This is a genomic window from Colwellia polaris (assembly GCF_002104515.1).
Classification (GTDB): Bacteria; Pseudomonadota; Gammaproteobacteria; order Enterobacterales; family Alteromonadaceae; genus Cognaticolwellia; species Cognaticolwellia polaris.
The window spans coordinates 61,115-87,246 of sequence record NZ_NBOE01000004.1 but is presented as its reverse complement, the minus strand read 5'-3'; the positions used below and the strand labels follow the sequence as shown (position 1 = coordinate 87,246).

The 26,132-nt window shown below is 36.4% G+C and carries 21 protein-coding genes; 10 read left to right on the top strand and 11 right to left on the bottom strand.

The window, feature by feature from the left end:
* Positions 1-81: 81 nt before the first annotated feature.
* A complete protein-coding gene (locus B6A32_RS08755; protein ID WP_143327889.1) occupies positions 82-3,849 on the bottom strand; it encodes an EAL domain-containing protein in 3,768 nt (1,255 codons plus the stop codon).
* A gap of 232 nt (positions 3,850-4,081) precedes the next feature.
* Here B6A32_RS08755 and prlC point away from each other — a divergent pair, with 232 nt between their 5' ends.
* The 6 genes from prlC (at position 4,082) to B6A32_RS08725 (ending at position 11,357) form a co-directional block, all read left to right on the top strand.
* The gene (prlC, locus tag B6A32_RS08750; protein ID WP_085303006.1) at positions 4,082-6,124 is read left to right on the top strand and encodes an oligopeptidase A; all 2,043 of its coding nucleotides are present in this window, start codon (positions 4,082-4,084) and stop codon (positions 6,122-6,124) included.
* Positions 6,125-6,129: 5 nt separating this feature from the next.
* Positions 6,130-6,843 carry a DNA-3-methyladenine glycosylase I gene (locus tag B6A32_RS08745; protein WP_085303005.1) on the top strand — a complete coding sequence of 238 codons (714 nt, stop codon included), beginning with the start codon at positions 6,130-6,132 and terminating at the stop codon, positions 6,841-6,843.
* Positions 6,833-7,624, top strand: coding sequence for a class I SAM-dependent methyltransferase (locus B6A32_RS08740; RefSeq protein WP_085303004.1), 792 nt, complete (start codon positions 6,833-6,835; stop codon positions 7,622-7,624). Before B6A32_RS08745 ends, B6A32_RS08740 begins: the two co-directional genes overlap by 11 nt.
* Positions 7,625-7,862: 238 nt before the next feature.
* Positions 7,863-8,501 carry a TnsA endonuclease N-terminal domain-containing protein gene (locus tag B6A32_RS08735; RefSeq protein ID WP_085303003.1) on the top strand — a complete coding sequence of 213 codons (639 nt, stop codon included), beginning with the start codon at positions 7,863-7,865 and terminating at the stop codon, positions 8,499-8,501.
* Positions 8,488-10,329 (top strand): Mu transposase C-terminal domain-containing protein, encoded by a 1,842-nt coding sequence (locus B6A32_RS08730; RefSeq protein ID WP_085303002.1) that lies wholly within the window; start codon positions 8,488-8,490, stop codon positions 10,327-10,329. Before B6A32_RS08735 ends, B6A32_RS08730 begins: the two co-directional genes overlap by 14 nt.
* Positions 10,326-11,357, top strand: coding sequence for a TniB family NTP-binding protein (locus B6A32_RS08725; RefSeq protein WP_085303001.1), 1,032 nt, complete (start codon positions 10,326-10,328; stop codon positions 11,355-11,357). Before B6A32_RS08730 ends, B6A32_RS08725 begins: the two co-directional genes overlap by 4 nt.
* Positions 11,358-12,017: 660 nt before the next feature.
* On the opposite strand, the gene B6A32_RS08720 is transcribed toward B6A32_RS08725, so the two are convergent.
* On the bottom strand, positions 12,018-12,515 hold the full coding sequence (locus tag B6A32_RS08720) for a helix-turn-helix transcriptional regulator (protein WP_085303000.1): 498 nt from the start codon (positions 12,513-12,515) through the stop codon (positions 12,018-12,020).
* A gap of 182 nt (positions 12,516-12,697) precedes the next feature.
* Between B6A32_RS08720 and B6A32_RS08715 the strand changes: the two genes are divergently transcribed.
* From B6A32_RS08715 to B6A32_RS08700, 4 genes are read left to right on the top strand one after another with little or no spacing between them, the layout of a single operon-like run.
* A complete protein-coding gene (locus B6A32_RS08715) occupies positions 12,698-13,954 on the top strand; it encodes a TolC family protein (RefSeq protein ID WP_085302999.1) in 1,257 nt (418 codons plus the stop codon).
* Positions 13,951-15,147 (top strand): hypothetical protein, encoded by a 1,197-nt coding sequence (locus B6A32_RS08710; protein ID WP_085302998.1) that lies wholly within the window; start codon positions 13,951-13,953, stop codon positions 15,145-15,147. Before B6A32_RS08715 ends, B6A32_RS08710 begins: the two co-directional genes overlap by 4 nt.
* 3 nt (positions 15,148-15,150) lie before the next feature.
* Positions 15,151-18,216: an efflux RND transporter permease subunit gene (locus B6A32_RS08705; RefSeq protein ID WP_085303380.1), complete on the top strand. Its 3,066-nt coding sequence runs from the start codon at positions 15,151-15,153 to the stop codon at positions 18,214-18,216.
* Positions 18,213-18,524 carry a DUF3240 family protein gene (locus B6A32_RS08700; RefSeq protein ID WP_085302997.1) on the top strand — a complete coding sequence of 104 codons (312 nt, stop codon included), beginning with the start codon at positions 18,213-18,215 and terminating at the stop codon, positions 18,522-18,524. The genes B6A32_RS08705 and B6A32_RS08700 overlap by 4 nt, the downstream gene beginning before the upstream one ends.
* Positions 18,525-19,369: 845 nt before the next feature.
* Here the strand turns inward: B6A32_RS08700 and B6A32_RS08690 are convergent.
* The 9 genes from B6A32_RS08690 to B6A32_RS08650 are packed head-to-tail and all read right to left on the bottom strand — an operon-like array spanning position 19,370 to position 26,086.
* Positions 19,370-20,065 carry a hypothetical protein gene (locus B6A32_RS08690; RefSeq protein ID WP_085302995.1) on the bottom strand — a complete coding sequence of 232 codons (696 nt, stop codon included), beginning with the start codon at positions 20,063-20,065 and terminating at the stop codon, positions 19,370-19,372.
* Positions 20,055-20,858 carry an FTR1 family protein gene (locus B6A32_RS08685; RefSeq protein ID WP_085302993.1) on the bottom strand — a complete coding sequence of 268 codons (804 nt, stop codon included), beginning with the start codon at positions 20,856-20,858 and terminating at the stop codon, positions 20,055-20,057. The genes B6A32_RS08690 and B6A32_RS08685 overlap by 11 nt, the downstream gene beginning before the upstream one ends.
* Entirely contained in the window at positions 20,848-21,156 is a 309-nt protein-coding gene (locus B6A32_RS08680) for a cupredoxin domain-containing protein (protein ID WP_085303378.1), read from the bottom strand. Before B6A32_RS08680 ends, B6A32_RS08685 begins: the two co-directional genes overlap by 11 nt.
* 37 nt (positions 21,157-21,193) lie before the next feature.
* On the bottom strand, positions 21,194-22,456 hold the full coding sequence (locus tag B6A32_RS08675; RefSeq protein ID WP_158088471.1) for a sensor histidine kinase: 1,263 nt from the start codon (positions 22,454-22,456) through the stop codon (positions 21,194-21,196).
* A 48-nt stretch (positions 22,457-22,504) separates the two neighbouring features.
* Positions 22,505-23,164 carry a response regulator gene (locus B6A32_RS08670; RefSeq protein ID WP_085302989.1) on the bottom strand — a complete coding sequence of 220 codons (660 nt, stop codon included), beginning with the start codon at positions 23,162-23,164 and terminating at the stop codon, positions 22,505-22,507.
* Between the two features lie 39 nt (positions 23,165-23,203).
* Positions 23,204-24,112, bottom strand: coding sequence for an FAD:protein FMN transferase (locus B6A32_RS08665; protein ID WP_085302987.1), 909 nt, complete (start codon positions 24,110-24,112; stop codon positions 23,204-23,206).
* Between the two features lie 9 nt (positions 24,113-24,121).
* Positions 24,122-25,405 (bottom strand): DUF3570 domain-containing protein, encoded by a 1,284-nt coding sequence (locus B6A32_RS08660; protein WP_085302985.1) that lies wholly within the window; start codon positions 25,403-25,405, stop codon positions 24,122-24,124.
* The gene (locus tag B6A32_RS08655; protein ID WP_085302983.1) at positions 25,396-25,623 is read right to left on the bottom strand and encodes a DUF4266 domain-containing protein; all 228 of its coding nucleotides are present in this window, start codon (positions 25,621-25,623) and stop codon (positions 25,396-25,398) included. The genes B6A32_RS08660 and B6A32_RS08655 overlap by 10 nt, the downstream gene beginning before the upstream one ends.
* Positions 25,610-26,086: a TlpA family protein disulfide reductase gene (locus B6A32_RS08650; RefSeq protein WP_085302981.1), complete on the bottom strand. Its 477-nt coding sequence runs from the start codon at positions 26,084-26,086 to the stop codon at positions 25,610-25,612. Before B6A32_RS08650 ends, B6A32_RS08655 begins: the two co-directional genes overlap by 14 nt.
* Positions 26,087-26,132: the final 46 nt, after the last annotated feature.

The following is a 26,132-nucleotide window of genomic DNA, read 5'->3' as shown; positions in this document are numbered from 1 at the left end:
CAGAAAACCAATAACTTATTACAGCAATACTTATAAGTAATATCAGACCTTAATCTGATGTTTTAAATTTCATCAGCACTTTTATTTTAAGTGCTCGATAAAGTCATCCGCTATCAGCGGTTTAGAAAACAAATAGCCCTGAATGTAGAAACATTGTTTATTCACTAAATAATTTAACTGTTCTTGTGTTTCAACACCTTCTGCCACACATTTAATACCAAGGCTTTTTGCCAAAACTAGTGTCGCCTCAATAATGGCTTCGTCTTTTTTATCTAAACCGATACCATGGACGAAGCTTTGATCTATTTTAATAACACTCAACGGTAACCGCTTCAAATAAGATAAAGATGAAAAACCGGTACCAAAATCGTCAAGCGAAAGTAACACGCCCATGTTCACTAGCTCTTTCATCGTTTTTATGGCTTGTTCAGGCTCAACAATAAAAGCACTTTCGGTAATTTCTATTTTCAATGCGCTGGCAGGCAAATTAAATTTATCTAACAAACCACGAATAGATGAAACAAGATTGCTATGGTTAAAGTGTTTAACTGAAAAATTTACCGAAAGATAAAAATTAGGTCGGTATTTACGCCAGCACTGTAATTGTATGAAACCTCTTTCCATGGCTTGTTCTGTCATAGGTATAAGCATACCTAACTCTTCTGCAAGTGCAATAAACTCTACTGGTGATATAACCTCATCGTTGTGGTGCCATCGCATTAAAAGTTCAGCGCCAACGGCTGTATTATTATCCTGCGTATTAATGATTGGCTGATAAACGTTAAAAAACTCTTGTTCGTTTAACCCTATTTTCAAATTGGCTTCGTCTGTTAGTCGTGCTTTTGCTTCTTTATTCATTTGCTCGGTAAAGAATTGAAAATTGTTACGACCTAATTGCTTGGCGTGGTACATAGCCACATCAGCATTTCTAAACAATTGCTCTGAGTCTTCTGCATCATTTGGATATAGCGAAATACCAATACTTGCGCCGACACTGACAAGATTATTATGTAAGGTAAATGGTTTCTGCACTATATCGATAATTTTCTGTGCTATATGCGCAAGATCATTAACGCTATTAAAGCGTTCAAGTAGAACGACAAACTCATCGCCACCAATGCGAGCTAATGTATCTTCGGATCGCAAAGACGTGGTAAAAAGTGTAGAGACCTCTTTTAATAACAAATCACCAAACTCATGCCCTAAAGAATCATTAACTTGCTTAAAGCGGTCGAGATCTATAAAGAATAAAGCGATTGGCGTTCGACTTCTGCGCGAAGAGGCTATAGCTTGCCTCAGTCGATTTAACAGTAGCGCTCTATTAGGCAAACTTGTTAGGTGATCATAATTAGCCATTACATGTAATTTTCTGCGCCTTAATTGTCGAAATCTAACCCAGATTGAGATAACAACAATGATAACAGCGGCATACAAAGTATAAGCAACCGGCGAAAGCCAAGGTGCATAATTAACATGAATACGAAGAAGCGCAGGTTTTGAATATTGTCCCGTTACTGTTGATTTTACTTGCACTTGAAAAGTGTACTGACCTGCATCTAGATAAGGAAATACAACATAATTTTGTTGGCTTTGAGGAAACGAAACACCTCCGACAAAGCCATATTTAAATATTGGATTCTCATTTTTTCCAAAAGTGAAGTCACTAAAATCTATACGAATACCAAAGTCATTATAATTTAAGTGTATTTTTTCATCATTAAAAAGTCGGCTTGAGGTGTTAAGTGTGCGCGATAATGCATCAACGTTCACAATACTAACGGTATTCAAATCGTCTTTATTTTTGTTATTAAGCTTTATCGGGTCGAAAATGCTGACACCTGAAATACCACCATAGACAAACCGCCCATCAGCTAATGTCAAAAAAGCCCCAGCATTGAACTCTGAACTTGCTAAACCATCAAACTTATTAAAACGTCTTATATGCTGATCAGTCGAACGTATTCGATATATGCCGCTGTGGCTCGACACCCAAACATTGTCTTCGCGATCAATTTGAATACCATAAAGGTTTACATCTAGAATGCTATTGTGCTCATCAAAGAAATGCTTAACTTCAAAGGTATTCGGGTCGATAGCTATTAGCCCAACCTGCAAATATGAAAACCAAATAAGACCTTTGCTATCACGACTCCAATTATCGATATAACTAAAACCATCTCTTGATACGCCTTGAGGACGGTAAACTGGCGTTAACTTTTTAGTTGATTGATTATATTCCCATAACGTATCTGTACCAGAAATAAGCACATTGTTAGGGTCATCAGAGAATGAAGGCATAATATGCCGAACATAATTGTTATCAAAATAATCAGGTAAATCATCAAGTGTGCTTACTTCACCTGTTAGTGCATGAATCTTTTGAATACCTTGGTTAGAGGTTAACCAAATATAGTTGTCGATACTTTCAATGCTTAGCCAGTCGTTAGCTTTCGTTAATATTTTCTGTGTTTTTTCAGGAAAATTAGGCGTTATTATGCTTTTTTTATCAACATCGAAAATAACAATACCAGAAGCCGTTGATAGCCAAAGTCGCCCCAGGTAATCTTTTTCCATTTCATAAATGTTACTTTGCGTAAATGTTGTTTTATTGTTGTTATTCAACAGATAACGTTGAGTATTGTCGGTGACTAAATTGATAAGATTAAGGCCATTATTGGTTCCTACCCACAATCTATTTTTTTGTGTGGTGACTATGGCAGTAACATTGCCATGAGATAAACTATTTTGATTAGAATAATCATAATTATAAGTGGTTACTATTTCAGTCTTAGGATCCCAACGATACGCACCAGAACTATTAGAGCCCATCCATAACAAGCCATTACTATCCACCAATAAACTAATAACACTCGGGTCTGCAACTGCCTTGAAATGTTCACTAAACTTAAACAAAAATTCATTCTTATCTGTAGCAGTATCAATGCGATAAACCCCTTGGGTTGTTGCCACATAAATAATATTTTCTGTGGCTAACAATTGCCAAACAGAGGTATTTTCAATCGCTATTTTGTAGGGTAGGTATTCACTTTTAGCCTGCAGAAATGCTGTTAGTTCTTGCTCAGAAAAACTAAAAACGCCATCGTTTGAACCCAAGTAATAATGACCGTTCAAAAATGCAGCACTATAAGATTTTGAAGACTCTAATTCATTAAAATTACTGCCCGCCGTTGGGCTATGCAAAACCGAAGGTAATTGAATAATCTGTTCAGCTTCGACGTTATATACGAAAGTCCCTGATCGGCTAAAAAACATTAATCGTTCGTTTAAAATTGCTAAACCGTATAATATATCAGCACCCGATAGATACGGTGTAAAATCAAGTGTCTTTATAACTACGCCAGATTTTGCATCGTAATTAATAGCGGTATTCTCGGTTAAAAACCAAAAGCTGTGGTTTTTTTTATCCTCAATAATACGCCAAATTTCTAAATCATTTTTATTAAAGCCAATACTAAAAATTAACTGATATTCTTCTGTTAAAGGGTTATAGCTATATAAGCCTTTACCCGATAAAGAAATCCAAACTAAACCATCGCTTGCCACATAAATATTGTTAACACTAAATTTATTAAAATCATTGTCAGGGCCCATTAAGGTGCTGATTTTATAGCCATCATAAATGTTAATACCATTTTCTGTACCAAACCAAATATACCCTTGTTTATCTTGTGCTATCGCTTGTGCACTGGCCTGAGCTAAGCCATCTTCTACCGTAACTCTCTCAAGCATTACATTATTCATTTTTGCCGTAGCTGAACCAGAGAAGCCACAAAAGCAAACAGCAATAAAAACCGTTATTACAAACAAAAACTGATTGATTTTTAACATATTTTCAAAACTCAATTCTCGATAATAAAAGATAAAATAATTAATGGCACTGACATAAAAATTAAGTATGGCATTGTTTCACAGAAACTTTCTTACATTACGAGTAATAGTAACACGTTGTTATTGACTATTTTATAGGGCCAGATATTTATACGCTTCAACAACTAAACCTTGAATTAATCTATTCTGCCCTTATCTTTACTAGCAATGTCTAACAAAAATAGTGCTCAATATGACCAATCCATTATTACAAGCCACACCATTACCACAATTCTCTAAAATTAAGCCTGAACATATTAAACCTGCGATTGAAGAGTCTATTGCTAATTGTAAAAAAATTATTAGCGAAGTTTTGGTTAATAATACGCAATTTACTTGGGATAATTTGGTTGCACCTATTGATGAAGTTGACGACGTATTAAGTAAATTATGGTCACCTATTTCACACATGAACTCAGTGGTAAGTAGCGATGACCATCGCGAGGCTTACGAGTCATGCTTGCCACTTTTATCTGAATACGGCACTTTTGTTGGGCAACATGCGGGCTTATTTTCAGCTTATCAGCAATTAAGTGAAAGTGCAGCGTTTAAAGAGCTGAACACCGCTCAGCAAAAAGTAATCAACAACGCTTTACGCGATTTTAAACTTTCAGGTATTGCGCTAAATGAACAAGACAAAAAGCGCTACGGTGAAATTTCAACGCGTTTATCTGAACTTAGCTCGACCTTTGGTAATAATATTCTTGATGCTACACAAGCCTTTAGCGTTAATATTACTAACGAGAAAGAACTTACTGGTTTACCTCAAAGCGCAAAAGAAGCCGCAAAAGCCTTAGCCGAATCACAAGAAAAGTCAGGTTGGTTATTTACCCTAGACATTCCAAGTTACTTACCGGTAATGACTTACTGTGAAAATAAAGCATTACGCGAACAAATGTATCGCGCCTTTGTCACACGCGCATCAGAAATAGGGCCAAATGGCGGCGAATTTGACAACAGCCCAATTATGGCAGAATTACTCTCATTACGTCACGAGCTCTCTACTTTGTTAGGCTTTGACAGCTTTGCCGATAAATCGTTAGCCACTAAAATGGCGCAAAACACTAACGAAGTACTAGGATTTTTAGAAGATTTAGCGATTAAATCAAAAGCTCAAGGCGAACAAGATTTTGTAGAAGTTACAGCCTTTGCAGAAAAAACTTTTGGTCAAAGTAATTTACAAGCTTGGGATTTACCTTATTACAGCGAGAAATTGAAACAAGATCGCTACGCTATTTCTGACGAAGAACTGCGCCCATATTTCCCAGAAAGTAAAGTGGTAGCCGGCTTATTTGAAGTTGTGCATCGCTTGTTTGGCTTACAAATTAGCGAACGAAAAGACGTAGATACTTGGCACAAAGACGTTAAGTTTTTTGATGTTTTAGACAACAAACAACAGCTGCGCGGTAGTTTCTATTTCGACTTATACGCTCGTTCGAAAAAGCGTGGCGGTGCTTGGATGGATGATTGCGTTGGCCGTCGTGAATTAGCGAACGGCAATATTCAATACCCGGTTGCCTACTTAACGTGTAACTTCAATGGTCCAGTTGGCGACAAACCTGCGTTATTTACACATGACGAAGTCGTCACCTTATTCCACGAATTTGGTCATGGCATTCACCATATGTTAACGCAAATTAATGCCGCAGGAGTTTCAGGCATCAACGGTGTGCCATGGGATGCTGTTGAATTACCTAGCCAATTTTTAGAAAACTGGTGTTGGCAACCAGAGGCATTAGCCTTTATTTCTGGCCATTACCAAACCAATGAGCCTTTACCTCAAGATATGCTCGACAAAATGCTAGCAGCGAAAAATTTTCAATCTGCCATGCAGATGCTTCGTCAATTAGAGTTCAGTTTATTCGACTTTAAAATGCATGCGCAATACTCACCAGAAAAAGGTGATGAAATTCAGCAAGTGTTAAATCAAGTACGTGAAGATTACGCAATTATCAAGGCACCTGAATTCAACCGTTTTCAGCATAGCTTTGGCCATATTTTTGGTGGTGGTTATGCAGCAGGCTACTACAGCTATAAATGGGCTGAAGTATTATCGGCAGATGCATTTTCTCGTTTTGAAGAAGAAGGCATTTTCAACCAAAAAGTTGGTCACGACTTTTTAACCAATGTGTTAGAAATGGGCGGTTCAAAAGAACCAAGCGAATTATTTAAAGCCTTTCGTGGTCGCGAGCCTCAAATTGACGCATTATTACGTCATAGCGGCATCACAGGTTAAATTCCATGGCATTAGAAACAATTGACGATATTTATCAACGCGCCGCCGCCCGCAAAGGTGGCGCAGCCAAGCTTAATATTTTGCTGGGCCCTGGTAAACAAGACCACTTATTAACTGCAATACCTGACGATCGCTTTTTATCTGAGTTCAGTAAAAAGGTTTTTCAGTCAGGCTTTGTTTGGCGCGTTGTTGAAAACAAATGGCTAAACTTTGAAGAAAGCTTTTTTAATTTCAATATCGAAAAAGTGTTGATGATGCCAGAAGAAATGATGGAGCGAAAAGCGGCAGATCCCAAAATTATTCGAAACTTTAATAAAGTAAAAACCATTAAAGCCAACGCGCAAATGATTTTTGAAGAGCAGCAACAAGGACATAGCTTTGCTGAGTTTATTGCAAAATGGCCAAGCGACAATATTATCGGTTTATGGGCTTATTTGAAAAAGCATGGTCAACGCCTTGGTGGCAACACAGGTCCTTATGCTTTAAGAGCTTTAGGCAAAGATACATTTTTACTGAGCCGAGACATTGAAGCCTATTTTCGAGCACACGATATAATTACTGGCGGTATTCAAACAAAATCAAGCTTAAATGCCATTCAAGCAAGCTTTAATACTTGGCAGCAACAGTGTGATTTATCATTAGGCCAAATCAGCCGTTTGGTTGCTTATGCTACAGGCGATAATCATATTCATTTAGAAGAAGCCGCAAATGTTGAATAAAATTGCTGTTGCTTATGTTGATGCCATTGATGTTGATAAAGCCAAAAAAATTGCCAAAAAATGGCAGTTAGATTATATCGGCGATATTGCTGCCATAAAAAATCATCCAGAACTATTATTTGCCTTACAAGTTAATTTACAACGCTTAGAACTTAGCAAACTTGATGAACCTAAATTGGGCGCAATTTGCGTTGATTTTGTTGATGGTGCTACCGCGCATCGTCGTAAATTTGGTGGTGGCCGCGGTCAAGATATTGCCAAAGCCGTAGGCTTAAAACATGGTTTTACACCAAATGTACTTGATGCTACCGCAGGTTTAGGGCGAGATGCTTTTGTATTAGCCACCTTAGGCTGCAACGTTACCATGATGGAGCGTATGCCGATTGTAGCCGCCTTGCTTGAAGACGGCTTAGAGCGCGCAAAATTAAGTACTGAAATTAATGATATTACTAATCGCATGCGCTTAATTAACTCTTCATCGATTGAAAACATGACCTTAGCCGAACCACCCGATGTAATTTATCTCGATCCTATGTATCCGCATCGAGAAAAGTCAGCGGCCGTGAAAAAAGAAATGCGTGTGTTTCAGTCATTAGTGGGTGAAGATCTTGATGCCGACAATTTACTCGCGCCAGCGATTGCCTTAGCAAAGTATCGCGTAGTAGTTAAACGCCCAAGTTATGCGCCGCCGCTTGCTGGTAAAACACCGTCTACTAGCATTAACATGAAGAAAAACCGTTTCGATGTTTATGTTAACTTAGCTATTCCTAAGAATAACTGAAAATAAATTGATTAAAAGTGCTCCTTGTGTCGCTGAAACCATACTTTGACATAATGCAACCATAGAATGACAAATTTAAACCATACTTTGACATAAAACTTAATTTTGTAATTTAATTACAAAATTAAATTCCTTTAAAATAAGCAACTTAAAATATAAATAAAGCATAGAATGACAAATTGTTTAAATCTTTTGTTTAGTTTATACTCAATAGCAATAAAAACACTCGGTTTATTGTATGTATATTCGAAATTTAAGAAAGCCTTCACCTAATAAAAATGTTTTCAAATTTGCTAGCGCAAAAATTAATAATGTTATTATGTGTGAGAGTACATTAGAGTTTAATGCTTGTTTCCATCATGAATACAATGATGAAATTGAAAGTTATGGCAGCCAACCAAAAGGATTCAAATATGAGTTCAATGGGAAAAATTTACCATACACCCCTGATACGCTAATCATCTATAAAAATGGTAATGAGAAATATCACGAATATAAGCCATTTAGCAAAATATCATCTCCCTTATTTAGGGAAAAATTCAAGGCTAAAAAACAAGCATCTTTAATATTAGGCCGTGAATTAATCCTTATAACAGACAAACAAATTTGTGTTAACCCGATTTTAAACAACCTAAAATTACTTCATAGATATTCAGGGATTTATGGTGTTAATGCAGTTCAAAAGGAATTGCTTAATCTTATTAAAAAATCAGATGTTATCAAATTTAATGATGTTAGCTCTCAGCTTGGGTTATCAATTGGTGAAGCCCGCTCTTTCTTATATGCATTGATACATAAAGGTTTTGTAAAAGCGGACTTAAGTCATGATGATTTAACAAATAATCCAACCTTATGGGCTGCCTATGACGGGTTTTAATGATGAGTTTGATGAATCGATAGTACCTAATAAGCCTAAGACCCCCATCCAATATATAAGATTAGAAGACGCGAACTTAATTAAGCGTGATTTGGACACTTTACCAGAGGCTTTAAAAAACAATACATTAGATAAGTATAAAATTATTAGTTATATAGCAAAGGAACTAACTGAAGGTTGGACTCAAAAGAATATTGACCCAATTCTTGATAAACTCTTTGATAATGATGATAAAAAACGTCCTAATTGGCGAACAATAGTCCGTTGGCGAAAAAAGTATAATGAGAGTAATGGAGACCTTACCTCACTCATTTCTGAACACCATAAAATGGGTAATAGAAAAAAACGCATATCAGGAGATGAAGTGTTTTTTGATAAAGCATTAGAACGATTCTTAAATGCTAAACGGCCAACAGTATCTACCGCTTATCAGTATTATAAAGATCTTATCATTATTGAAAATCAACATCTTTTTGAAAATAAAATACCAACAATATCTTATGTCGCTTTTAATAAACGCATTAAATCATTACCCCCATATAAAGTTGCTGTTGCAAGGCACGGTATATTTAAAGCCGCTCAATGGTTTGCTTATTGCGGCGCACATAACCCACCCACACGGATATTAGAGCGAGTAGAAATAGATCATACACCACTTGATTTAATCCTTCTCGATGATGAATTACTGATCCCTATCGGCAGACCTTATTTAACACTACTTATTGATGTATTTAGTGGCTGTATTATGGGGTTCCATTTAAGTTATAAATGCCCTTCCTATGTATCAGCAGCAAAAGCAATTTCTCATGCAATCAAGCCTAAGTCATTAGATTCAATTGGTATAGAGTTACAGAACAATTGGCCCTGTTATGGAAAGATTGAGAACTTAGTTGTTGATAACGGTGCTGAATTTTGGTCTAAAAGCTTGGAGCATGCTTGCCAATCAGTAGGAATAAATATTCAATATAATCCTGTACGTAAACCATGGTTAAAACCTTTTGTTGAACGATTTTTTGGAGTAATCAATCAATACTTTATATCAGAGTTACCAGGGAAAACTTTTTCCAATATATTAGAAAAAGAAGAATACAAACCTGAGAAAGATGCGATTATGCGTTTTTCAACTTTTGTAGAAGAGTTTCATCGTTGGATTGTTGATATATATCACCAAGATAGTGATTCGCGTGACACTCGTATCCCAATAAAAAAATGGCAAACTGGTTTTGAGGTTTATCCGCCACTTGAAATGAATCAGGAAGAAGAAGAAAAATTTTCTATTTTAATGAATATTTCTGACGAAAGAACATTAACTAGAAATGGCTTTAAATTTGAAGAGTTAATGTATGATTCAACAGCCCTATCTGAATATAGAAAGCATTATCCGCAAACTAAAGAAACCATTAAAAAAATTATTAAAGTGGATCCTGATGATATTTCAAAAATCTATGTCTACTTAGAAGAGCTGAATAGTTATATTGAAGTGCCTTGTACAGACCCTACAGGTTATACAAAAGGTCTAAGTATTCATGAGCATAAAACAATTAAAAAAATTAATCGGGAAATGATACGAGGGTCTAAAGACGTATTAGGATTAGCTACCGCTAGAATGGCTATACATGAACGAGTAAAACAAGAACAAGAACTTTTTATTACGTCTAAAAATAAAAGAAAGATATCATCCGTTAAAAAACAAGCTCAATTAGCAGATGTGAGCAATACCGGCACAGGAACTATTAAAGTTTCCGAACAAAAATCAACTACAAAACAAGAAAATATAAGTAATGATATTTTAGAAAATTGGGATGATGATTTAGAGGCTTTCGAGTGAACACCTTAACTGAAACACAAATTGAGCAATTACGCCAATTCAATGACTGTATTGTTGAACACCCTCAAATAAAATCAATATTTAATGATTTTGATGAATTAAGGCAAAACCGTCTATTTCAACTGGATCAACAATGTATGCTTTTGAGTGGGGATGCAGGTGTTGGGAAAAGCCACATTATCAATCACTATAGGAAGAGGGTGTTAGCTAATCAAAATTATAGTCGGAGTACGATACCTATATTGATTAGTCGCATCTCTAAGGGAAAAGGTTTAGAAGCGACTCTTATTCAAGTATTAGCTGATTTGGATTTATTCGGGAGTGAACAAAGAAAGAAACGTGGCTATAAAACTGATCTAACTAAAAAATTAATAGAAAGTTTGATAAAAGCCCAAGTTGAGCTACTCATTATTAATGAATTTCAAGAATTAATTGAATTCAAAAGTCGACAAGAGCGGCAACATATAGCTAATGAATTAAAATTAATTAGTGAAGAGGCTAAAGTGCCAATCGTATTAGTTGGAATGCCATGGGCGGAGCTAATAGCTGAGGAACCACAGTGGTCTTCTCGATTAGTAAGAAAAAGAAAGCTAAGTTACTTTAGTTTAAAAAATGATAAAAATTATTTTATTCGTTACATAATGGGCTTAGCTAATAAAATGCCTTTTGAGGAACCTCCCACTTTGGGAGATAAACAGACAGCGACGGCTATATTTTCTGCTTGTCGAGGAGAAAATAGATCGCTGAAACATCTACTATCAGAATCTTTAAAAATTGCTCTTTTATCTAATGAAAACTTAGAAATAAAACACTTGGCTTTAGCTTTTGATAAGCTGGAACTATTAGGAAAAGAAGCACAAAGACAGAACAAAAAGAAAGAAGGCAAGGAGAAAAGCGAAGACATTGTTATAGATAATCCTTTCAATCAAAGTTTAAAAGATATTGATATTTCTGAAGTAATTAAACATTCTCAATATGCCCCGAATGCCTTAGATCCTGAGGATATTTTAACTGGAAGGTTTTTTTAATAGTATAGTGTGAAATTTAGTAGTAAAGCTGAACTGGATCAATAACCTGCATCGTCCCAAATCGGGGATTAATCAACAAATAATTAATGGATTTCAAGTGGATTGATTGGATAATTACATCAGTTTTCCCACCTAATTACATCAGAACTGCCAGTCATTATCATCCCACACTGCCACCGAATGACATTTGTGATGAACACTGAATAACATTAGGTTTGCCACTAATAGATTGAGATAATTTTGTGCACTAAACGGGAGCTTCAGTGACTCAATTAATACTTCGGCTTTTAGCCAATAGTCGACATTAGCTTTTGAGTATTAACGGCAGTTCAGAGATCTTAAAGCTTCCTTTTTTACTTAAAAATTTACATCTATTCAAAACTGAAATTATGCCTAAAATTTTACATGGCGTTAAACCTCAAATCCCCAAAGCGGACATTTGACTGATTTAAGTTTTAAATGAAATTACAGTATTAAATCTAAGGCGCTATCGCCCCCATGACGCCTTAGAACAGCAACTGTTTTTGTCACACTTTAAAATTAACAGGAGCATTATAAGTTACTACCCATAAAGCCATTCTAGTTTTAATGTGAAAAGACTCTATCATCAAATTATAAGTAAGTTTAAACTTTAAAAGATAAAACTTATTAAAATAGATTCTACGAACTCGCAATAAAATCCTCTAAAAACCAAGCGGCAAAATCATGTCGCCCCTCTACGGCTGATTTGCTATAAATGGTCGATGCTTGCTGACGAGCAGTTTTTTCTTTGGTTTCGCGAACGGCACATATTTCTTTAAAACTCAAACCTTTTAGCAGTAGCATGGCTACTTCTTGTTCACTTTTTGTTAATTGCCACAACTCAAATTGGTCATGTATCACTTGGCTGTATTGCTTGCGGGCTAAACTCATTTCTTCAGTAATATTTTTAAGCTCATAGGCACTCAGGCTTAATTGATTTTTTAATAACAATGCGTTTTTAGTCCGCTTTCGTATATCAAAAATCAAAAATATTGCCGCTACTCCCGACATCAAGACAATCAAACTTTCTTCTATTATGTGCCATTGGGGAACCCCCAAAGAAATGTCAGTTAAGACATCAAAAAAGTTTAACACCATAATAATCAATAACACTAAAGCAATAATTTTATCTTTCATACAAACCTATTAATTATCCAGTAAAACAAACACAAAAGAGCAGAAAAAAACCAATAAAAACAATTCATTAAAAATTCAATAGACATGTGTACCATAAGGCACTTTTAACACATGTCTAATGTAATTCATTGATAAGTCTCTATTATGCCTCGTAAATTCATATTTGATAAGTAGAAAATACAATGGCTAGTAATCGATTGAGCTTGTATATCATCACCTTAAAGACTCGCTTTAAATCACTTGAAAAAGCAACGGCAATAGTCTTTTTATCTATGGTTGCTCAACATTCTTATGCGCAGTCTATCACCCTAAGTGATGTGTTAAATGCCACTATTGAGAAAACGAATAAAGCACATAGCCAAAGGTTTTCTGCTGATAAGAAATATTATTCATGGCTCGCCGCTTCACCAACGTTAGCTATAAGTCATTTAAGTAGCGACTTAAACAGTGGCACTGATGAGAATGAAGTAAAAGTTAATTTAGCGATAAAGTCATCACTGCAACGCACAATTGATCAGCAACTTAAAACATCAAGCCAAGCAAGCCAAACGCTCTTGCAATCCAATCAAAAGTTATTATTTTCAGGAGTAATAAGAGAGCAAGTTTGGCAAATAAAACTCGCTCAGTACCAAGTAGAAAATTTAACGAAAAAAATAACCTTTCTCAGTCGTTTAGAACAACAATATCAACAACTATTTAAATCATCAGCGACGAATCAATACCCTTTGCTATTAATAAAAAAAGAAAAGCTTACCAGTGAAATTGCACAATTAGAGCAAAGCGAATACGTTGAGCAGGTATTACATCAATACCAACAGTTAACCGGATTTAGCGCATTACCCGATAATATTAATGAAAAAAATATCTCCACGAACGAGCAAGAAAATACTTATGGTAATGAAAATAAGTTATTGATTAAGCATCCGCAAATAAAACAGCTAAACCAACAATGGCTTGAGCAAAAACTACAACTTAAATTAGCCAGTAATAATGCCGCATCTTGGCAGTTATCGTTAAGTGCAAAACAGCTCAGTAATAACGACGTTGATGAAACGCAAATAGGTGTCAGTGCAGAAATTCCGTTGACCTTTTTAGACGTTAAGAGCCAATCAGTAAATAGTGAATGGTTAAGTGCCAGTAATAATTACCAATTAGCCAAACAAGAGCTTTGGTTAACGCTGCAAAATAAATATCGTCGTTTACAAAGTCAGCAAATTATTCTCAACAAAAAGCAGTCTTTACTTACGCAAAGTCAGACAATTTCAAAAGCCATTATTAAAGAAACTCAATTGTTAATTGATGCCGGACAAATTGAGCAAGAACAAGCAATAAGACGAATGCTTAATGCTTTTACCAGCAAATCTCAACTAACCTTGAACCAACTTTTATTACGTAAAAATACCGCTATGTTAAGACAAGCCGCAGGAATTTCATTATGAGTTTTTTATCAAACCACCATCAGCCTCAAGTTCAGCTTACAAAAAATATGTTTAATGCAATAAAAAGTGGAGTAAAAGCCTGCACATTACTTGCTGCAATATCAGCAAGTTTATTTTTATCCGTAGCGCAGGCAGAAACTCAACACACCACTAGCAGTGATAATGCCCCATTATTACTGACGCAGCTAGGCGGTTATCAGCTCGACTTTGAAAAAATAACGGCAGTTGACCATATTAACGGGCAAAACTTATTAGCAAGTAGCCAAACAAAGCCCGGTGAAAATTTTTCCATGTACTTACCTTTTTCGGTACAACATAGCCAATTTCTTATCGCTAATGGCTCTAAGGTTACTAAAGGTCAAGCGGTTGCTATTTTAAGTGGTTATGACGTACATCATTTTCTAGAAGAGTATCAAGCAGCGAAAACATTGTTTAGCAATGCCAAACAGCATTATCAAACAAGCTTAGGTTTATATCAGCAAAAGGCATTATCACAATCACGTTGGACTGAAATCAGTAATAGCTACTTTGCCGCTAAATTACATTTCGGCCATTTAAACCATTTAAAAGAATTCTTATCGATTAGCCCTTTCAACAATAAAGGCGGCAATAAAGGCAAGAGTAAAAGCGCAAATAAAGGTGATGATGAAATTGTTAGTATTATTTCACCAATCACAGGCACCCTACGCTATTTCGCAAATAGCAATGTAAAGCAAGAAGGCGAACTACTTTTTGATGTAATTCCTCACCATGCTATGCGCCTAAAAATATCTGCACCATTAAAAAAAGTAAAGCAATTAAGCAAAGTAAAAGTACTTAATCATAACTGTGTTATCGATATCGACACCACGAGTACGCAAAATGCACTGGTTCATAACTTTAGCACCACAGTTTGGTCAGCCCCAATCACAGATGCCTGTAACATTACCCTTGGCGAAAATTTGGTTGTTAGCCCTATTTATCAACAAGCGGCTTTTAGTATTAATAAAAGTGCTCTTTTTGAAATAGATAATCGTGATCATATTGCGATAAAAAAGGGGCAACAACTTGAGTTAGTGGCCGTTGAATTGTTGGGTTCAAGTGAGGGGAACTATTTATTTACCAGCCAAGTAAATCTTACTGAAAAATCGGTATTAATCTCATCAGTAAGTGCCGTACAAGGCATTTTACTTGAACTAGGTTCAGGAGAATAATTGATGCTAACTTCCATCATTAAATTTTCGTTAACCCAACGATTATTCGTCAGTATACTCGCTGTTATTACCATTATTATTGGTGCTAACGCTTGGCTAAGTATACCAATTGATGCCTTTCCTGATATATCCCCAACACAAGTAAAAATCGTTTTAAAAGCGCCGGGGATGACCTCGGTAGAAATAGAGTCGCAAGTTACCCGTATTATTGAAACAGAATTGCTCGGTATTCCAAAGCAAGCAATGCTACGGTCAACGACAAAATATTCTATTACCGACATTACCTTAGACTTTAAAGAAGGCACCGATATCTATTGGGCGAGACAACAAGTTAACGAGCGGCTGATGAATGTTTGGTCAGCACTGCCGAATAATATCAGCGGCGGCATGGCTCCAATGAGTACACCTTTAAGTGAAATGTTTATGTTTTCAGTAGAGAACCCAAACTTATCATTAACCGAGCGCCGCGAATTACTTGACTGGCAAATAAGGCCTTTACTGCGCACAGTAGCTGGTGTTGCTGATGTTAACGCTTTAGGCGGCTTTGTTAAAACCTATGAAATAAACACTGACATTTTAAAAATGCAGCAGCTCCATATTTCTTTTAACGATATTGAAAATGCATTAACACTTAATAATATTAATAGCGGACTCGGACGTTTAATTAAAGGCAACGACACCCTTATTATTCGCAGCCAAGGCCGTATAGAAAATATTGATGAATTACAAAATTTGGTATTAGTATCTAGTGCTCCGGCAAACAACGAGCAAGTAATACGCCTCAGTGATATTGCTGAAATTAGCATTGGCCACTTAACCCGTTATGGTGCAGTAACTAAAGACGGCAAAGAAACCACACAAGGACTTATTATTGCGCTAAAAAACAGTAATACAGCCGAAGTGGTTAGTCAGGTGAAAAAGAAAATAGCGCAAATTACCCCGACATTACCTAAAGGCACGGTTATTAATGTTTTTTACGACCGTTCAAACCTCATTGATACCGCCATTGGCACAATTACCAGCGCCTTAACTCAAGCCGTTATTTTAGTTATTATTTTACTAGCGATATTTTTCGGCGACTTACGTTCATCCGTTGTCGTGTCTTTATCATTACCACTTGCAGCATTAATGACCTTTATTTTAATGAAGCAATTTAACTTATCAGCCAACTTAATGAGCTTAGGTGGCTTAGTTATAGCCATAGGAATGCTCGTTGATGCTTCGGTGGTAATTGTTGAAAACATTGTTAATCAACTAGCAAAAAACAAATCTTTACCGCGCCTGCATGTTATTTATCGCGCTTGTAAAGAAGTAGCGACACCTGTTGTTGTTGGCACGGTTATCGTGCTGATTGTTTTTTCTCCGTTACTCACCTTAACGGGTTTAGAAGGGAAACTCTTTACCCCTGTAGCACTAACTATTGTTTTTGCGATGATCAGCGCACTTATTTTATCACTGACCATTATTCCTATTTTAGCCTCGCTGTTACTGAAAAATGAAGCGGTTGAAGATCCTAAACTGGTTAAGGTATTACAACGCCATTATTTACACTCGTTAAGTAAAACCCTAGTAGCACCAAAAAAGTTTATCATCAGCATTTCTCTGGTATTAGCGGTAAGTTTAGTGTTATTTACTGGCTTAGGAAAAAGCTTCATGCCACTCCTTGATGAAGGTGACATTATTGTGCAATTAGAGAAATCACCCAGTATTTCACTACAATCATCCGTGGCTCTTGATAACCAAATTGAACAAGCCCTGCTAGAAGCTATACCTGAAATAAAACAAATAGTAGCTCGAACAGGCTCCGACGAACTTGGTCTTGATCCTATGGGGCTAAATGAAACCGATGTGTTTATGGAGCTAACACCCGCAAGCCAGTGGCGTTTCGATACAAAAGCAGAGCTAATCGCAGAGATCAGAAAAGTACTAGTGAATTTTCCTGGCATTAATATCGGCTTTACCCAGCCAATACAAATGCGCGTTTCAGAAATGCTTACCGGTAGCACAGGTGATGTTTCCATTAAAGTTTTTGGCAATAATGTAGCAACTCTCGCAGAACTAGCCGACAAAATAGCAAATATCGTGAGCAAAACCCAAGGCAGCGCCGACGTACAAGCCGCGATTATAGAAGGTGGCAAATATGTCAACATTCGCTTGATCCCTGAAATTGCCGCATTATCGGGAATGACCACCTCAGCGTTATCAAAATTTTTACAAAGTCAGTTGGAAGAACTAACCGTTTCAAAAATATTAGCAGGTAATAAAACCACCGCCATTGTTTTTAGCCATCCAACCAGCACGATCACCTCACTAGCCGATTTAAAAGCCAGCCTAATTTTAATGCCCAACAATACTTTGGTAACACTAGAAAGCATCGCCGATGTTTCCTTTAAAGAAGGGCCTTTATTAATTGAACGTGAAAAAGGCAAGCGCTTTGTTTCTATAAGCACCAATGTTATTGGCCGGGATGTGGTTGGTTTTGTTGATGAGTTAAATGTAAAAATAAATCAGCAAGTTAATTTACCCAATGGCTATAGCTTGGTTTTTGGCGGTGAATATGAAAGCCAGCAACGAGCCACCAAAAACTTACTGATTGTTGTGCCTGTGTCGCTGATATTAATTTTTATTATTTTATTTACCACCTTTAACTCTTTAGCAAAGTCAGCCTTAATTCTCGCCAATATTCCTTTTGCGGTGATGGGCGGCATTATCGCTCTATACCTAAGTGGCGAATACTTGTCGGTGCCAGCATCGGTGGGTTTCATTGCGTTATTAGGCGTTGCTGTTGCCAATGGGGTAGTAATGGTCAGTTATTTCGAACAAACAAGAATGCTTATCAGTAATTTAAGCCAACGTATTACCGAGGGTGCCAATCGACGTTTACGCCCAATATTAATGACCGCATCAACAGGTTTGGTTGGTCTACTGCCTTTAGCTTTTGCCACTGGCCCTGGCGCTGAAATTCAAAAACCATTAGCTATTGTTGTTATTGGTGGTTTGATCACATCAACCATCACCACCCTTTATTTATTACCAATATTTTATAGCTTGATGGAGAGAAAAAAATGACCTACACCACCGAAGAATTACTCTTCATTTTGATTTCGCCCAAAGAACTCAAAGACGACATTGTCGATTTATTAATGACGATGGATAAATTGACTGGCTTTAATTTAAAAGTGATTAATGGTTATAGTAAAGAGCATAGTTGTTTTAGCATAACTGAACAGGTTGAAGGTTACCGTGAATTTATTCAGTTTGAAGTTTTATTAAAAGCGACAGAAAAAAGTGCATTGATTTCACACTTAATGCCGGTGTGCCAACCCGCTAAACTTAAATATTGGTTTTTACCCACCATTGACAGCGGGCACTTTTAACCCACACATTAAACATGTGTAGGTATTCAATCTATTCCAAATTAGATGTGTACTTAGAGGCATAATCTCAATAATTTTTTTAAGTTACTTTCCGCTCTGCGCACGGAGCGGAACAAAATGGGGTTAAAGATCCTAAGGCGCTTTGTGCCCCAAAGAGAGATAGAAAGTTATTTTTTCATACTTACAATGCCTAGTAATCTAATGTCCGCTTTGGTATTTTCTAATCAAATTATAATTTCTGACTTTATAAATTACTGATAAAATTTAGAACAATTCTATTATCTAACCCAGGGTTGATTTTCATCGGTTCAAATGTCGCTAGATAAGCCAAGGCTAATGTCAGCAATCGTATCTTTGTTGACGATAGCTGCTAATTATTCTTTAGGTCAAGTGATAGCCAATAGTCGACATTAGCTTTTGAGTATTAACGGCAGTTCAGAGATCTTAAAGCTTCCTTTTTTACTTAAAAATTTACATCTATTCAAAACTGAAATTATGCCTAAAATTTTACATGGCGTTAAACCTCAAATCCCCAAAGCGGACATTTGACTGATTTAAGTTTTAAATGAAATTACAGTATTAAATCTAAGGCGCTATCGCCCCCAAAGTTTGTTGTAAAGAGCATCACCAATAAGTAGATCTATTAATATGCCTATTAACAAACCATATATTATCGTAAATTCAAATAATGTCGTATTCTTAGCCATCTTTGCTCTAATATTTAAACCAGAACTTCCTTCCGCTTTATGAATCAAGGCGACTGAAGACAGAAAAGCAATTAGGATCCCGAACATAATAACTGAAAAATGCACTCAACATTCTCCTTTGGTACTTATAAGAAAAATCTAAAACTCATATTCTAATGCTAGCCTGAAGGTGTGGTCTTTACCTGAGTTAGATACCTCTGTAATAAATCCAGCTTCCCATTTTAGCTGTTTCTGTCCATCAAAACGTTGAATTCCCATAAATGCTGGGCCGATACCAAAATAATTTTCTCCAGTATAAATTTCAATGGCAGGCTGAATCTGTGGCAACCATCGGTAACGATACTTTAACCTAAACTCCATCTCAATTTCATCTTGAAGATTCTTTCCCCATTCATATATACCGAATAAGTTCAAAGTAAGGCTAGTACGGCCAAACTCTTTTTCAAATAAAACGCCTGTCGTTACTTCCCAGTCATTGCTTTTATGCATTTTTTCAACTTCAAAGAGCATTCCCCAATCTGCCCACAACTCGCCTTGCTCAGTTAGCATCCAACGAATTTCCACCTCGTAGGCTTGAAGACCAAAATCTTCAACTTCAGTTTTTTCTCCTACTAGATACCCTTCTATCATTACTGTTTCACTCAATGACTGACCGTAGGCAATCCTTTGACCAAGAATCGTATTATTGTCTGTTTGTCTTGACATTAATCGCCATTCAAACTCTTTCTCATTCGGTAAAACATAAGGATGGTAAACTTTATCAACAACAACTCCATCAGCCAGTACTACCTTTGAAAAGCTTAGCAGTATTATCAATATCACTCTAATGCTCATAATTTCTCCCTTCTGGCTGTTTTGACTCGCTAATTTTGTAGCGAAGTTGGATAAAAAAATAGCTATAAAGAACAAGTAAACTACCGAGATATACCATAATAAATTCTGAAGATGGTCTAGCTTCATATCCGAATAGTGTTTTAAGAAGGTGTCCATATTCCGAACTATCCTCAACTAAAGTTGAGCTATCCCAAAGCGCTGCGCTGCTTTGAATAATATCCACTTGCTGCAATAGATTAATGATTTGGCTAAGTTGCCCTGTCAAAAACAGTGCCCAAAATGTGTAGATAACTAAATAGCGTTGCTTCTTATTTAGCCAGATTAATAAAAAATACATTAAAAAGCTGAAACTAAAACATATACCTAACCCTATAGCTAAGCCTGCTATGATATGCTTTATAAATTCACTACTAGTAATATAACTATCTAAAAATACGATAAAAACACTCGTATTTAACGTAACAAAAATAACTATGGCTGATGAAATAAAATAGAGCTGCTTCACAGATGAATATTTGCTTAAAGCAACATTTGAGTAACTAAAAACTAATAAAACATATACAAGCAATACTTCAATCGTTTGTAAGATCTCTATCCCGGTGCCATCCCACATTTCCCCTATTAATGGCAAAAGCTTAAATGTAGCGATAACACCAAAGATACTAAGCAAAACGATGATAAAGATTACTTTTTTCGAAATCACGGCATTCGCGTTATTGACTTTAAGTAAACACAAAAGAATAAAAATGGGCAGCAAATCTTTCAGGAATAATATAACAGTATTAATCAGCATTATTCACCTCCACCACGATAACACCTCTGGCAGTAGTGGGATTATACTCACCAAAGTACTCATAGTTTCCTTCTGGAAGAGGCCCTATAAATATCCTTGTTTTTTTACCTGGGAATAGTACTTTTTCCCTATTTAAATCAAAGCTATCAAATTCTTCAGCCACTTCATCCTTGTTATGAATAATTAACTTAACCTTTTCATTGGCGGGTATTTTCAATTCTGAAGGAGTGAACACATGATTTTCAAGGGTTAAAGTAAACTCTTGTGTTTTTGCCCACAAATTAAAAGGCAAAAGCATTAGCACAAGCCAAAAAGGTGAAAATAGGTGATTACGCCTAACCACAATCTACATCCTTTGCGTTATAAGGAAGTGTTATTGATACCTTAAGTCCGCCCAACGTAGATTTAGATAAGGCGATTACCCCTCCATGCAATTCTACAATATGTTTAACAATGGATAGACCTAATCCACTTCCTGTTTCAACATGCTGTTTTACCCTATAAAAACGCTGAAAAACCTTATCCAAGTTATCTTGAGATATTCCAATGCCAGAATCTTCAACAATTACCTCGACAGTATCGTCACCCTGTAAAGTTGATATACTTATTTGAGTATTCTCACCACTGTATTTGATGGCATTTTTAATTAAATTATCAAACAATATCTCAAGTGAAAACGAGTCACCGTAGAATGGAATAGCGTGTGATTTTAACGAAATAGACTGATGCGCTAACTCAACTTTCTCATAATTGTCTGAAATTACCTGTTGCAATACACTACGTAAATCAATGGTAGATTTACTCTGTTCAAAGTTTTCTGGTGTTGTTCTATTTAATGTAATAATTTGCTCAATCACATGTGCCATTCTAGCAGTATTATTATTTAGCTCATGAATATGTTGGTGCGTTATATTATTATCTTCAAAAGCAATGGAGATATTATGAGCTGTTATTTTTAATACGCTTATTGGAGTTCTTAGTTCATGAGCTGCGTCAGCAGATAATCTTTTTTCTCGTTCAAATGAACGCTCTAATCTCTCTAGCAAAAGGTTTAATGTTTGCTCTATAGGTTTTAGTTCCGCAGAGTTATCTTTGACTTCCACAGGGGTTAAGTCGTTAACGTTTTTTTGTTTAAGCTGCTTAGATAAAAAATTAAGGGGCTTTAAGCTTCTGTTAATCGCAAAGAAAACCAATAAACCGATAATTGGAATAACATACACTATGGGCAGGATCGCCTCTAATAACACATGCTCAATTGATTCAACTCTTTGATCTACTAATTGTGCAACAATGACTTTTGTATCATTTTCAACAAGAACAAATACACGCCACCTTTTGCTTAAGAAGCTGCTATCTATAAAGCCTTCTCTTTGAGTAGTTATGATTTGTTGAGGGGCATTATTGCTCTTTAACAGCAATATATCATCAGTGAAAATTTGATAGGCAAATGTTGAAGGTAACGTTGTATTTTGTCCACCCCGTTTGATGGGACTGTTCATTAATGCTAGAGCAAACGACTTCATTTCCTCATCAAAGATGCTTGAAAGACTATGTCGGCTAGCTTTGTATCCTTGTAAGGCTGCGGCAAAGGATGCCAACGTTACCACTGACAATATCACGACCAGTAAATAGCGCTGTATACTCATTTAACCTTTACTCACTACGTAACCAACTCCCCTGACGGTTTTAATAAATTCTTTAGGCAATTTTTTTCGAATATTACTGATGTGTACTTCTATTGTATTCGAGGCAACTTCTTCACCCCATTCATAGAGCTTACTTTCTAATTGTTCTTTTGATTGAATTCTTCCTAAGTTTTCTACCAATGATTTAACAAGCATATATTCCCTTCGTGAAAAATTAGTTTCAGCGCCTCTAACTGTAATAGTATGTGCTTTAGTATCTAGTGATATGCCTTTATGTTCAATAACTGAGGTAGAATGTGTGCCTAGTCTTCGTTCAAAAACCCTTATTCTTGCGAGTAATTCTTCTATACTAAATGGCTTAGCTAAATAATCATCAGCACCTAAATCTAACCCCTGTACTTTGCTTTCAATGCCATCTCTTGCCGTCAAAATAAGAACAGGTAGAGCTTTATTGATTTGCTTAGCCTTTTTGAGCACTGACAGCCCATCGATATCAGGTAAACCTAAATCAAGTATGACTATATCGAAGTCACCGCTTTGTATAGCGGTCAAACCATCATAGCCGTTAAAGACTACATCCGCACTACAACCTTCGTGTCTTAAAGATTCACGTAAACCGTTTGCTAGGTGTATATCGTCTTCAACTAATAATAACCTCATACTCACACCATCCCTATTTCTTTACTGCTTTATGCTTAGTTATCGTATGGCCCAATGCATAATTTCTTGTTGTTGTAAAAGTGCTTCTGCATTTTTCCCCTGTAATAACGCTAATGTAGCCAAAAATCCCGCTTGAATGCATTTAGGTGCCGCTACGGTTATAGAGGCTGGTGAATCTTTAATTGGCCAGCCCGTTTTAACATCAAGTACATGGCTATACCGTTGACCATCTTTCAATAAAAATCGATTAGCATCACCACTGGTTGCAATCGCTCCGTCCCTTACTGTCACAATAGTTGATTTTTTCGATGTAAATGCCGGGTGTTCAATACCTATTTGCCACGCTTTGTCAGCCTTTTTTTTGCCATAAGCAGCAAGGTCACCACCATAATTAACCAAAAATGGTACATTAGCTATTTTACTTAAAAGTAAAATAGCGCGGTCAACAGCGTATTCTTTACCAAAACCACCAAAATCAATTTCCATTCCTTGCTTCATATAAAAAGTTTCAGGAGAATAATCAACCTGGTGCCAACCAATAAACTCAAGTAGGTCTTCAACAATTTCTTTACTCGGAATATTATCACTGCCATCAAAGTGCCATGCTTTTCTTAAAATTCCTGATGTTATATCAAAAGCACCTTCACTCATCTCATAACATTGGTTGGCAAACGCAAATAATTGATAAGTTTCATTATCTATTGCTACAATTTCACCAGCCTTTTCGTTCATCTTTGAACATAGGCTACTTTTATTATAACGAGAATACTTATCTTCTATTCTCCATGCCTCATTCGCGGCAATTATCCCCATCTTTTTTGCCAATGCTTCATCTTGTGTGTCAACTAATATTTCACACAAGCTAGCCATAGAAAAAAATGACAGCGTGAAGCCATCGTCCCTAGACTGGCATTTCACGTTTCTTTTGACAGAGTTAATTTTAGCCATAAAACACAATTAAAATGAATAAGTTACCTGAGCAATTATAGCATCAACTTCCTCATATAACTCAACTCCCTTTAATACACCAATCTCCTCTGTTCCATTACTTTTAGGTGTTTGGTGATAGTATTCAAGTTTAAAAGCTAAATTATTAGCGCTACCCATCGGCATGCCATATTTAACGCCTACTGTATAAGTGTCTAACTCACCAATTCGATAATCAGCACTCGCATATTCGGGCAACGCATTGGCTTGCTCTAAAAAAGGTTGATAAAACTCTGCTGCACTTTGAGTATAAAACCGGACATGTGGCTCAATAAAGTGACCATTTTCAAATGGAATTAAATACCTCACATCAATAGTATGAGAATCTATTTTCCAATCGTCTGTCATAAATCGATAACTGGCATCTAATATCCCGTTATCAAAGTGATACTTACTCTGGCCAAAAAAAGCATGCTTGGTTCGTTCATCAGGTCTGTGCTCATACAAGTATTCTTGAGCTTCTCCGTTTTCATTAACTAAGCTAAGCACCTTGAATGGATCAGTTAAGTAGCCACTGACTGAGGAGTAGGAATAGTTGAATTGCACAATCATTTGCCGGTTGATGACTTGCGTAATGCCGAACAATAGATCAACTGTTGATTTTGAATCATCACCACCTTTACGCGTATTATCAAATTCATCATCAAAACTGGGATCATCAGAGTCACCAATGACCATGCTAGTAAACGGCTTTGGAATTCCTCCCTCTGGCTCTATAATGTCATACGCATAAGCTATCCCCATTGAAAGGGTGGTGTTCTTTTTATTAAAGTCTCTTGCAATATTGCCATTTACAGAAGCAGACATATAATCATACTCTTTTGAGAAATTTCCTCCCGCGCTAACGGTATAATTTTGCCACAAAGGCTGGGTCCACTGCCCTGTTAATTGTACTCGTGTATCTTTAAATGTGTCATCTAAAGGAGTATCCCCCGGCTTAACCGTATATTGCCCATTTCCTGAAGGTCTCGTAAAGGTTTGTGGTGTTTGCTGTGCAACCGCGCCATTTGGAGAAGCCCCCGTTAAGGCATCAATGGTCAATTTTAAATTAAGTACTTGATCATTCGCGAAGCTCTTTTGACCCGCAATAATTGCTTCAGTGGCCGTGACTCTATCAGCTTCAGCATAATGCATAATCGCAGTGTCAAATTGCCAGCCTTCATCGGATTGTGCTTGTGCTGTGCCACCTAGCAAAGCACAAGATGCCGTTGTTAGTAACACTTTTAAATTAGGTTTTGTTTTTTTTAATTGCATCCGCAGCCTCCACCACCAAAACTACGCCCACCGCTTGTTGCTTCCTTACTGAAGTAGATATGATCATCTAGGGCGGTATCAATTGGGGCACTTGTTAATGCCATTTCCTTTTTCGCTAATAAATCTCTTTCCCAAGGTTCGACACCTAAACTTGAACATCCAGTCAACAGAACGAAACTAAGTATAAGCGCCCCACGTAAACCTTTAATTATCGGCATAATGATTTCCTTGTAGTAATTCTTTAATTTCTTGTTCATAACGCAATTTTTTCTTTTCAGTAAATCCCATATGAGCACTCACAATTTTACCTTCAGTATTAATTAGAAAACTGCTGGGCATTCCTTTTAATTGCAGTTCACCTGCGAGGTCTCCGTTAGGATCATAAATAATAGAAAAATTCGCAGGGACTTGTGAAAGAAACCTCTCTGCGAGTTTCTTATCAGCGTCCAAATTAACGCTAACAACGACAAATTTATCATTATCAAATTTATTTTTTAAATCGTTCATCCAAGGAAAAGACTTCCTACAAGGAGCACACCAAGATGCCCAAAAGTCTAAATAAACAACTTTCCCTTTGTAAGGCTTGATCGCTTCGCTATAAGTAAATGGTATGATTTCGTTGCCATAGAGCAACGGGGATAACAATAGTAAAAATACAATTGGAAATACTGAAAACTTCATGATTCACCACGATAAAATATAAGCCTTTCAAGCATAAGAAAGTTTT

What these genes read in the sequence shown, in the direction of transcription:
- B6A32_RS08755 (WP_143327889.1), bottom strand. Translation starts at nt 3,849, where the DNA reads ATGTTAAAAATCAATCAGTTTTTGTTTGTAATAACGGTTTTTATTGCT.
- prlC (WP_085303006.1), top strand. Translation starts at nt 4,082, where the DNA reads ATGACCAATCCATTATTACAAGCCACACCATTACCACAATTCTCTAAA.
- B6A32_RS08745 (WP_085303005.1), top strand. Translation starts at nt 6,130, where the DNA reads ATGGCATTAGAAACAATTGACGATATTTATCAACGCGCCGCCGCCCGC.
- B6A32_RS08740 (WP_085303004.1), top strand. Translation starts at nt 6,833, where the DNA reads ATGTTGAATAAAATTGCTGTTGCTTATGTTGATGCCATTGATGTTGAT.
- B6A32_RS08735 (WP_085303003.1), top strand. Translation starts at nt 7,863, where the DNA reads ATGTATATTCGAAATTTAAGAAAGCCTTCACCTAATAAAAATGTTTTC.
- B6A32_RS08730 (WP_085303002.1), top strand. Translation starts at nt 8,488, where the DNA reads ATGACGGGTTTTAATGATGAGTTTGATGAATCGATAGTACCTAATAAG.
- B6A32_RS08720 (WP_085303000.1), bottom strand. Translation starts at nt 12,515, where the DNA reads ATGAAAGATAAAATTATTGCTTTAGTGTTATTGATTATTATGGTGTTA.
- B6A32_RS08715 (WP_085302999.1), top strand. Translation starts at nt 12,698, where the DNA reads ATGGCTAGTAATCGATTGAGCTTGTATATCATCACCTTAAAGACTCGC.
- B6A32_RS08710 (WP_085302998.1), top strand. Translation starts at nt 13,951, where the DNA reads ATGAGTTTTTTATCAAACCACCATCAGCCTCAAGTTCAGCTTACAAAA.
- B6A32_RS08705 (WP_085303380.1), top strand. Translation starts at nt 15,151, where the DNA reads ATGCTAACTTCCATCATTAAATTTTCGTTAACCCAACGATTATTCGTC.
- B6A32_RS08700 (WP_085302997.1), top strand. Translation starts at nt 18,213, where the DNA reads ATGACCTACACCACCGAAGAATTACTCTTCATTTTGATTTCGCCCAAA.
- B6A32_RS08690 (WP_085302995.1), bottom strand. Translation starts at nt 20,065, where the DNA reads ATGAGCATTAGAGTGATATTGATAATACTGCTAAGCTTTTCAAAGGTA.
- B6A32_RS08685 (WP_085302993.1), bottom strand. Translation starts at nt 20,858, where the DNA reads ATGCTGATTAATACTGTTATATTATTCCTGAAAGATTTGCTGCCCATT.
- B6A32_RS08680 (WP_085303378.1), bottom strand. Translation starts at nt 21,156, where the DNA reads ATGCTTTTGCCTTTTAATTTGTGGGCAAAAACACAAGAGTTTACTTTA.
- B6A32_RS08670 (WP_085302989.1), bottom strand. Translation starts at nt 23,164, where the DNA reads ATGAGGTTATTATTAGTTGAAGACGATATACACCTAGCAAACGGTTTA.
- B6A32_RS08665 (WP_085302987.1), bottom strand. Translation starts at nt 24,112, where the DNA reads ATGGCTAAAATTAACTCTGTCAAAAGAAACGTGAAATGCCAGTCTAGG.
- B6A32_RS08660 (WP_085302985.1), bottom strand. Translation starts at nt 25,405, where the DNA reads ATGCAATTAAAAAAAACAAAACCTAATTTAAAAGTGTTACTAACAACG.
- B6A32_RS08655 (WP_085302983.1), bottom strand. Translation starts at nt 25,623, where the DNA reads ATGCCGATAATTAAAGGTTTACGTGGGGCGCTTATACTTAGTTTCGTT.
- B6A32_RS08650 (WP_085302981.1), bottom strand. Translation starts at nt 26,086, where the DNA reads ATGAAGTTTTCAGTATTTCCAATTGTATTTTTACTATTGTTATCCCCG.